The sequence below is a fragment of the Ectopseudomonas guguanensis genome (assembly GCF_900104265.1).
Lineage (GTDB): Bacteria > Pseudomonadota > Gammaproteobacteria > Pseudomonadales > Pseudomonadaceae > Aquipseudomonas > Aquipseudomonas guguanensis.
This window is the reverse complement of record NZ_FNJJ01000016.1, coordinates 133,922-143,287: the sequence shown is the minus strand read 5'-3', so window position 1 is coordinate 143,287 and position 9,366 is coordinate 133,922. Positions and strand designations below refer to the sequence as shown.

Sequence of the window (9,366 nt, the reverse complement as noted above, 5' to 3'; positions counted from 1 at the left end):
CACCGCTATCCCTACTGGGGTGCTCGCAAGCTGCGCAGCTTATTGCGCAGCGCGGACATTGATCCGCCCCATCACAGCACCATCGATGCGATCCTCAGGCGCCACGATTGTCGTGTTCGCTATCACAACGAACAGACGCAACCGCCGGCTAATCACCGTTTCGAGCACCCGAACCCGAACGATCTCTGGCAGATCGACTTCAAGGGCCACATCGCCCTCAATGATCGCCGTTCGTCTCGCTGTCATCCCTTGACCCTGCTGGACGATCACTCACGCTTTTCGCTCTGCCTGCAAGCCTGCGAGGGAGAGCGGCTGGAGCTGGTGAAACCGCATCTGATCGAGGTCTTTCGCCAGTACGGTTTGCCGCGGCGCATAACCGCCGACAACGGACCACCCTGGGGCTCCAATATCGCCGGCGGGCTATCCACGCTGGAAGTTTGGCTGATGCGCTTGGGCGTCGAGGTCAGCCATAGCCGGCCTTATCACCCGCAGACCCAGGGCAAACTGGAGCGCTTCCACCAGACACTCAAGCGTGAAGTACTGCATCGCGCGTTCAGCGATTTGCAGCACTGTCAGCAGGTGATGAACCGGTGGCGGGACGAGTACAACCACTACCGCCCGCACGAAGCCCTGGACCAACGACCGCCCATAGAGCGCTATCGACCTAGCCCCGCAGCTACCCGGAGCAATTGCCAACAATCGAATACGAACCGGAAGACCACGTGGTGAGAGTCCGTCGGACCGGGCAGGTGTCTTTCAAAGGGCTCAACGTCTTCGTCAGTGGCGGTTTGTATGGAGAGAATGTCGCTATCCGCCCCACCGCCGAAGATGGTGTCTACGATGTGGTCTTCATTCGAAAAACGCTACGCCAGATAGACTTGAGGCAGCGGGCAACATGATCATCAACCTGTTACCCATGTCTCCCGACAGGTGTTTACCATGTCCCCCGGCTGAACACGCGGCGCACCCTACGGTAGGGTGCGCCGTGCGCAGCGAACCGACCCGGCAATCAGACCCTCGCCTCGACAAGCACCGGCCTGGGCTTGCGAAACACCAGCACGTTGCCCAGCATCACCAGGCCCAGGCCAAGCAGCGCCGGAGCCGTCCACTGATAGCCCTCGGCGAACACCGAGATGTTCAGCGCCACCACCGGGAACAACACCGTGCAGTAGGCGGCGCGCTCCGGGCCCATGCGCCCGACCAGGGTCAGGTAGGCGGTAAAGCCGATCACCGAGCCTGGAATCGCCAGATACAGCAGCGAACCGACATAGCGCGCGTTCCATTCGAAGGCGAACGGCGTGCCGCTGACCAGGCAGATGCCCACCAGCATCAGCGCGCCATAGAGCATGCCCCAGGCGTTGGTGGTCAGCGGCTTGAGCCCGGCCTTCTGCTGCAGGCTGGACAGCATGTTGCCGGCGGAGAAGCACAGCGTGCCGCACAGCGCCAGGCCGATGCCCAGCAGGCTCTCGCGGCTGGCCTCATGCCCGGCCAGCTCAGGCCAGAACAGCAGCCCCAGGCCGGCCAGCCCCAGCCCGCCGCCGAGCAGTACGTTGGCCGCGATGCGCTGCTTGAAGAACAGCCGCGCGTTGATCGCATTCCACAAGGTGGCAGTGGAGAAGATCACTGCGATCAGGCCGCTGGGTATCCATTGGCTGGCGGTGTAGAAGCACAGGAAGTTGAGGCAGAACAGACATAGGCCCTGCACCAGGCAGATGCCCTGGCCGCGACGATCCAGCGGCTGCAGGCGGCCGCTGAACCAGAGCATGGCGAACAGCACCAGCGATGCCAGTGCGAAGCGATAGGCGATGGAGGCGGCCACGGCCACCTCGCCCATCTGCAATTTGATGGCGATCCAGGTGGTGCCCCAGATCAGTACGGTCAGCAGGTAAAGCGACAGGTTCATCGAGTATCTCCCAAGACTGGAGCACAGTCTGGAAGCGATGTACGCCGGGCGCTTGCACAAAGTTGCGCATTTATCGCTGCGCCATCACTGCCTGCCATCGCGCTGCAGGCTTTATCATGCGGGCTTTGTCAGCCAGGCCACTCTCACCGCATGCTTTCTGCCGTCGCGCGCTACAAACAACTGCTGTCCAGCGCCCTCGCCCGTTACTTCCCCCGCACCACCGCCTACCTGCGCGCCGAGCGCGAAGCGGCGCAGCCGCGCAAGCCGGTGCGCAAGCAGAGCAAGAAGAAATCCACCGGCAACAAGAAAGCCGGCAGTCGCAAGACCGCCAGCAGCAAACCCGGCCCCGTCGGTATCTACCCTGCAACCCGGCTGAAGATCGAAGACGCCCAGGTGCAGGCCATGCGCGAGCGCGTGGCCGAAGCGGTAAGCGCCGGGCTGATCGGTGCGCCGTCGGACGAGCAGTGGGCGATGATTCTCTGCCGCGCCCCGCTGGCGCGCATCTTCGCTGGCGCCGGCTCGGGCAAGTCGAGCACCCTGGTATTGCGCGTGGTGTTCCTGCTCTGCCATCTGGAGATCGAGCCCAAGCGCCTGACGGTGATCTCCTTCACCAATGCCTCCTGCCACGAGCTACGCGAGCGCCTGCAACGCCTGCTCGACTTCTGGCACTACCCGCACGACGCGCGCCAATGCGTGCGCACCTTCCACGCCGCCATGGCCACGCTGGCCAAGGAGAGCCTGGGCAACCCACGCTGGTTCGAGCAACTGGACGAGCCCGGCGACGAACCGGACAACCCGCTCGCAGGCACGCGCCTGCGCCCCGCGCAGCAGCGCCTGCTCAAGCAGGCCTACCAGAACGCCTATGCAGACGATGCGCGCTTTCGCGTCCTGACTCACCGCCTGCTCAAGCTGCCGGCCCCCGAAGAGCCGCCACTGGGCAAGGCCAAGGCGCCACTGGATGTCTGCAAGCTGCCCGGTGAGTTCGCCGCTCTGCCGCTGTTAGAACTGCTACACGGGCAGATCGACTTCGCCGAGAGCCTGGGCATTCGCCTCGACCGTCTGGACGTGAAAGCGCTGGGCTGCGGCCCCCGCGAACGCGATTTCATCGAAGCCATGCAGCGCTTCCACCAGCATTTCAGCGCCCTGCTGCACAGCCAGGGGTTGATCAGTTTCAACGGTGCGTTCGCGCAGTTGAGCGAGCGACTGAGCAGCGACGGCGGCAAACCCGGCCCCGCCCTGCTCGCCCTGAGCCACCTGCTGATCGACGAATTCCAGGACATCTCGCCGCAGATCGTGCTGTGGCTGCAGGCCGTGCACCGCCGCCTGCACGCTGCGGGCGAACGCATCAGCCTGATGGCCATCGGCGACGACTGGCAGTCGATCTACGGCTGGCGCGGCAGCTCGCCGGAGCTGTTCATCGATTTCGACCGGCACTTCCCCAGCCGCGGACGTGGCAAGAGCACCACCCTGCTGCTGAACACCAACTACCGCAGCATCGAGCCGGTGATCCGCGATGCCGAGAAGGTGCTGGCCGAGGTGCACAACAAGCAGGCCAAGACCTGCGTCGCAGCCAAGGCCATGCAACCGGGCGACCATGGCGTGAAGCTGATCCAGCGCTTCGATCTGGCCAACGGCATGCCGCGGCTGCTCGAGGAGATCCGCGCGCAATGCGCCCATGTCGCCAGCCGCCCCGGCGCCGACCGCACCGCCGTGCTGCTGCTCAGCCGGCGCAACGAGCCGCTGCAGCAGGTGCGCGCGCAGCTGGACAAGGCGCTGCCGATCAAGGCCCTGACCATCCACCGTGCCAAGGGCCTGCAAGCCGAGGTGGCGATCATCCTCGACGACTGCCTGCCGGTGGACAAACACCCGCTGCGCAATGCGCTCTACGCCCAGTGCGGTTTCTTCGCCGGCAGCTACGACCAGGTCATGCAGGACGAAGCCCGGCGCCTGGCCTACGTGGCCATCACCCGCGGCGTAAGCCGGGTGCTGTGGTATACGCGCAAGGCCCAGGGCGCGACGCAGTACCTGGCCAGCTAAAACGCCCGGCGAAATGCTCCGCTCCCGTAAAGCTCACACGGCAGCTTTGCGTAGGAGCCCCCGCCTCGGGGCGAAGCTATTTGGTGTCAGCGCCGCCCAGATTCGCGGCGAGGCGCCGCTCCTACAGGTTCGCGGCATAGCGTTGAGCTTCGAGCAATTGCAGCACCCAACGCAGCCTGGCGTAGAGGCCCCGCCTCGGGGCGAAGCTGTTGGTGTCAGCGCCGCCCGGATTCGCGGCGAGGCGCCGCTCCTACAGGTTCGCGGCATAGCGTTGAGCTTCGAGCAATTGCAGCACCCAACGCAGCCTGGCGTAGGAGCCCCGCCTCGGGGCGAAGCTTTTCAGGTCAGCGCTACGCCTGAAAACGCTGGGGCTAGGCGACTGATCAGGCTCTCGTTATGACCCGGTACTTTTTTACAGGCAACAAAAAACCCGCCTGAGCGGGTTTCTTCCCAACCATCCGACATCCTGTCGGTAGCCATCTTGGCCTGGTCATCTTCCTTGATCCTCAGCGATCCGTCGCTGCAGGGGATGTGTGTAGATTAGAGATCGGCCCGCGCTGGCAACAGTGGAGGTTGCCGCCTGGGCGTGTAAGCCTTTTGCCATAGCCGGCCGATTCAACGACCGATCATACGTGCCAGTACATCCTCGTCGCCGTGGCGACGATGGATGAAGGCCATGGCCGCATGCCCGATCACCATGAACAGCAGCAGCCAGCCCAGATTGCCGTGCAGCAGGCTGGCTGGGGCGATCATCCAGTCGATCTTGGGATCACTGAAACCGGGCATGACGGTCATGCCGAAGGCGACGAACTCGCGGCCCGAACCGTACTGGCGCAGCAGCGCCACGAACGGGATGACGAACAGCAGCCCGTAAAGGGCCAGGTGGCCGAAACGGGCCAGGGTACTGACCGCTGCCGGCCGGCGGTTACGGCTGCAAAACGCCCAGAGCAGGCGGATCACCACAAGCACCATCAGCAGCAGGCCGGTGGCCTTGTGCGTGCTCCAGGCGAACTTGTCCAGGGCGCTGTCTTCCAGCAGGACATGGGCCAGCACGGTGACGAACTGCCACCCCAGCAGAACGGCCATGCTCCAGTGCAGCAGGCGTGTAACGGCGCCGTAGCGCTGCGCGGAATCATGCAGAGTCGACATCATGGCTTCTCTCCAAATGTCATCGACGAAAACGGTGGTCAGATCTAACAGCCAAACGCTGCCATCCGAGGCAATGACCCGATCCGCACGCAATGGTGCCGTGCACCCGGGCTTGCGGGCGCCTGCAGATGTTAGCGGTTATGTCAGAAAGGCATCACGACGCGCCCCCAGAAGGGGCGCGTCGGATGATCAGGCGTCGCGCAGCGCTTCGCGCCAGGCGTGATATTGCGGTTCCTGCCAGATGCGCGCGTGCAGGCGCGCCATGCCGTCGGGATCGTTGAGCAGACGCCAGCGGGTGGCCTCTACCTTGCCTTCAGGCCCGGCGTTGAGGATTTCCTCGATACGCTCATCGCGCAGCGCCTCGGCAGCCGGCACCACCTTGGCGTGGCGGGCACGGGCCATGGCGCAGACCAGGGCGTTGTACAGCGGATCGACCACCGCGCGGAGAAAGCCTCGCTGCAGCGCACGCGAGCTGTTCAGTTGCTCGTACTCGGCGGTATTGCTCAGCTCCACCGGCACCTTGTGTTCCTCGGGAATCAGGAACAGCTTGCTGCGCCGCGCCGCCAGGCCTGGCGCCGTGCGACTGGTCAGCACCGACACCACCGGCGAGAGAATCAGCGACACGACGATGGGTGCCAGCCACCACAGGAAGTCCGGGTTGAGCCAGGCCACCAGCGCCGTCCAGCCGATACCGATCAGCACCTGGGTGCCGTGGCGGCGGAAGGCTTCGCTCCAGGGCGTGGAGTCATCCACACGCTGCGGCGAGTTCCATTGCACCGACCAGCCGAGGAAGGCGGCGGTGACGAACAGACTGTGGAACAGCATACGCACCGGCGCAAGCAGCACCGAGCAGGACGCCTCCAGCAGCATCGACAGCAGCACGCGCATGCGACCGCCGTAAGCCTCGGCGCCTTTGATCCAGATCAGAAGTACGCTGAGCAGCTTGGGCAGGAACAACAGGGTCATGGTGGCGGAGAACAGGGCGATGGCTTCCTGCGGCTGCCAACGCGGCCACAGTGGATACAGTTGGTTGGGTTGCAGGAAGTACTCCGGCACCATCAGCGTGTGGATCGCCAGGAGGCCGGTCGAGAGCACCAGAAACAGCAGCCAAAGCGGCGCCGACAGGTAGGACATGACGCCGGTGAGGAACACCACGCGATGCACCGCGTGCATGCCGCGCACCAGGAACAGGCGGAAGTTCATCAGGTTGCCGTGGCACCAGCGGCGGTCGCGCTTGAGCTCGTCGAGCAGGTTCGGCGGCAACTCCTCGTAGCTGCCCGGCAGGTCGTAGGCGATCCACACGCCCCAGCCGGCGCGGCGCATCAGCGCGGCTTCGACGAAGTCGTGGGAGAGGATCGCGCCAGCGAAGGAGCCGGTGCCCGGCAGCGGCGCCAGGGCGCAGTGCTCGATGAAGGGTTTGACCCGGATGATCGCGTTGTGCCCCCAGTAGTGCGACTCACCCAGCTGCCAGAAGTTGAGGCCGGCGGTGAACAGCGGCCCGTACACGCTGGTGGCGAACTGCTGCAGGCGGGCGTACAGGGTATCCATGCCCGAGGCCTTGGGCGCGGTCTGGATGATGCCGGCGCCGGGGTTGGCCTCCATCAGCCGCACCAGGCGGGTCAGGCACTCGCCGCTCATCACGCTGTCGGCATCGAGCACCACCATGTAGCGGTAGTTGCTGCCCCAGCGCCGGCAGAAGTCGTCGATGTTGCCGCTCTTGCGCTTCACCCGACGCCGACGGCGGCGGTAGAAGATGTGGCCGAAGCCTTCTACCTCGCGGCACAGCTCCATCCAGGCCTGCTGCTCGGCGACGCAGATGTCCGGATCGTTGCTGTCGCTGAGGATGAAGAAGTCGAAGTGGTCGAGTTGACCGGTGGCCTTGAGCGACTCATAGGTCGCGCGCAGCCCGGCGAACACCCGCGGCACGTGCTCGTTGGCGATCGGCATCACCAGCGCGGTACGTGCCCGCGGCGAGATCGGCTCGTCACCGCAGCTGCTGGCCGAGATGCTGTAGCGGTCGTGGCCCTTGAGCAGCTGGAAGAAGCCCATCAGCGCGGTCCAGAAGCCCATCGACACCCAGCAGAACAGCAGGGCGAACAGCGCCAGGATGCTGGTCTGCACCACGTACGGCAGGATCTGCCGCGCCGACTCGCGCAGCGGCTGCTCGAACACCAGGCCCAGGTCGACCAGCGACCAGCCCTGATAGGGCAGCACGGATTTCATGTACCAGGTGGCAACCACGGTCTGCACGATCATCAGCACCAGCAGCGCGGTGCGGCGTACCGCAGCGACGTGCCGCCAGCGCTCTTCGGCGAAGTCTTCGCTCTCGCGTGTGCGCGGCCGCGGCGTGGGCTTCTCGCCCTTCAGACGGCGCCAGCCGCGATCCAGAATGTTGATCTGCCAAGGCTCGGGCACCATGCGCGTGCGCTTGATCGGCGGCGTCGAATCGATGGTTGGCCGGCCCTGGTGGTCCTGCACGATGCGGCAGCCGCGCTCGAGCGCATCCGGCCAGCCCAGTGCCAGGCGCGCTGGCACTGACTCGAGCATCTCGCGGGTTTCCTCCTGGGGCTCGGCCGCCGCCTGATCGTCCTCGTGCAGGGCACGATGCAGGGTGGCGAGATCGCCGCCCTGCTCTTCCAGACGATGGGCCAGAGCCTGCTGCCGCTCGTGATCGAGCGGCAGTTCACCCAGGTAATCCTGGATCTGTGTAGCGTCTAGGGTGTTATTCATGGGAAGGCAGCTGATAGCTCCAGGTTTCCGACACAGGCTTGCCGTCCTCGACCAGCGCGGCACGCATCTCCACCGGCTGCGCCGGATTCTTCACCTTGACCCGCAGCATCAGGCGCCAGCCCTTGCTCACCGGGTTGTAACGCAGGCTGTCCTCGAGCAGTTCGGCATTGCCATCGACACTGACCTGCACGGTAGGCGCCGCGTCGGGCGAACGCTTGGCCAGTTCCTCACCGACGAAATCGATCACCAGCGCGGTACTGCCATCGGCCTGGCGAATCAGGTTGGCCTGCTTGATGTCGCCCTCGGACAGGCGGGTCTGGCTGACCATGGCCAGTTGCGGATCGTGCAGCTTGGCATCGTCACGGCTGAAGTGTAGGCGATAGGCCACATCCAGCGACTCCCCCGGCGCCGGCAGCTGCTCCGGGCGCCACAGGGCGACGATGTTGTCGTTGGTTTCGTCCGGGGTCGGAATCTCCACCAGTTCGACATGACCGGCGCCCCAGTCGCCGACGGTTTCCACCCAGCCGCTGGGGCGCAGCTCGTAGCGATCGTCGAGATCCTGATACTGGTTGAAGTCGCGGCCACGCTGCATCAGGCCGAAGCCGCGCGGATTGTCGATGCGGTAGCTGCTGACGTTGAGACGCTGCGGGTTGTTCAGCGGGCGCCAGATCCACTCGCCATTGCCGGCATGGATGGCCAGGCCGTCGGAGTCATGCAGCTGCGGGCGGTAGTTCGGGCGCGGCCAGGGCTGGTTGGCCCCGAACAGGTACATGCTGGTCAGCGGAGCGATGCCGAGCTTCTCGACGTTCTCGCGCAGGTAGACCTTCGATTGCACGTCGAGCACGCTGTCGCGGCCCGGCTTGATCTCCATGCGGTAGGCGCCGGTGGCTCGCGGCGAGTCGAGCAGTGCATAGATCACCAGGCTGCGGCGATCCGGCTGCGGCTTCTCGATCCAGAACTCGGTGAAACGCGGGAACTCCTCGCCGGACGGCAGCGCAGTGTCGATCGCCAGGCCGCGGGCAGAGAGGCCAAACACCTGGCCCTTGCCGACGATGCGGAAGTAGCTGGCACCGAGCACGCTCATCACTTCGTCGTGCGTGCCCTTGGCATTGATCTCGTGGATCACCTTGAAGCCGGCGAAGCCGAGATCCTTGAGATCATCGGGGTTCAGGTTGAGGTCGCCGAAGTCGAACATCGACGGGTCGTACTTGATCTCCTCGGTGCCCTCGGCGGTCACTTCGTTGATCTTCACCGGCACGTCGAAATGCATGCCCTGATGGAAGAAATACAGCTGAAACGGCGTCTTGCCGTCGCGCCAATGTGCCTTCTCTTCCAGGAAGCGAACCTTCTGGTAACCGGCGAACGGCAGTTCGCGCAACGAAGCCGGCAACCGGCTTTGCGGCGCGCTGTAGCGTTCGGCGGCCAGCGCCTTGGCCTTGACGGCCACATCATCCAGCTCGAAAGCCCAGCTCTGGGCAGCGAACAGCAAAGGGAGCACACAGAGGGCCAGCTTGCCGGCCTTGCCCATACGGGCTCCAGAACAACGA

6 protein-coding genes are annotated in these 9,366 nt (G+C 64.9%); 2 read left to right on the top strand and 4 right to left on the bottom strand.

The window, feature by feature from the left end; translation table 11 throughout:
• Positions 1-729: integrase core domain-containing protein (locus tag BLS61_RS21260; RefSeq protein ID WP_139205580.1), on the top strand; the 729-nt coding region annotated here is incomplete at its 5' end.
• A 280-nt stretch (positions 730-1,009) separates the two neighbouring features.
• Here the strand turns inward: BLS61_RS21260 and BLS61_RS21255 are convergent.
• Positions 1,010-1,903, bottom strand: coding sequence for a DMT family transporter (locus BLS61_RS21255; protein ID WP_090434362.1), 894 nt, complete (start codon positions 1,901-1,903; stop codon positions 1,010-1,012).
• A 150-nt stretch (positions 1,904-2,053) separates the two neighbouring features.
• On the opposite strand from BLS61_RS21255, the gene BLS61_RS21250 reads away from it, so the two are divergent.
• The gene (locus BLS61_RS21250) at positions 2,054-3,940 is read left to right on the top strand and encodes a DEAD/DEAH box helicase (protein ID WP_090434360.1); all 1,887 of its coding nucleotides are present in this window, start codon (positions 2,054-2,056) and stop codon (positions 3,938-3,940) included.
• A gap of 615 nt (positions 3,941-4,555) precedes the next feature.
• Here the strand turns inward: BLS61_RS21250 and BLS61_RS21245 are convergent.
• The 3 genes from BLS61_RS21245 to BLS61_RS21235 form a co-directional block, all read right to left on the bottom strand.
• Positions 4,556-5,089: a cytochrome b gene (locus tag BLS61_RS21245; protein ID WP_090434365.1), complete on the bottom strand. Its 534-nt coding sequence runs from the start codon at positions 5,087-5,089 to the stop codon at positions 4,556-4,558.
• Positions 5,090-5,278: 189 nt separating this feature from the next.
• Positions 5,279-7,819: a glucans biosynthesis glucosyltransferase MdoH gene (mdoH, locus tag BLS61_RS21240; RefSeq protein ID WP_090434357.1), complete on the bottom strand. Its 2,541-nt coding sequence runs from the start codon at positions 7,817-7,819 to the stop codon at positions 5,279-5,281.
• Positions 7,812-9,347 carry a glucan biosynthesis protein G gene (locus BLS61_RS21235; RefSeq protein ID WP_090434354.1) on the bottom strand — a complete coding sequence of 512 codons (1,536 nt, stop codon included), beginning with the start codon at positions 9,345-9,347 and terminating at the stop codon, positions 7,812-7,814. Before BLS61_RS21235 ends, mdoH begins: the two co-directional genes overlap by 8 nt.
• Positions 9,348-9,366 lie beyond the last annotated feature (19 nt).

Excerpts from the sequence above, each read along its gene's own strand:
- BLS61_RS21245 (WP_090434365.1), bottom strand. The coding sequence starts at position 5,089 with ATGTCGACTCTGCATGATTCCGCGCAGCGCTACGGCGCCGTTACACGC.
- mdoH (WP_090434357.1), bottom strand. The coding sequence starts at position 7,819 with ATGAATAACACCCTAGACGCTACACAGATCCAGGATTACCTGGGTGAA.
- BLS61_RS21235 (WP_090434354.1), bottom strand. The coding sequence starts at position 9,347 with ATGGGCAAGGCCGGCAAGCTGGCCCTCTGTGTGCTCCCTTTGCTGTTC.
- BLS61_RS21250 (WP_090434360.1), top strand. The coding sequence starts at position 2,054 with ATGCTTTCTGCCGTCGCGCGCTACAAACAACTGCTGTCCAGCGCCCTC.
- BLS61_RS21255 (WP_090434362.1), bottom strand. The coding sequence starts at position 1,903 with ATGAACCTGTCGCTTTACCTGCTGACCGTACTGATCTGGGGCACCACC.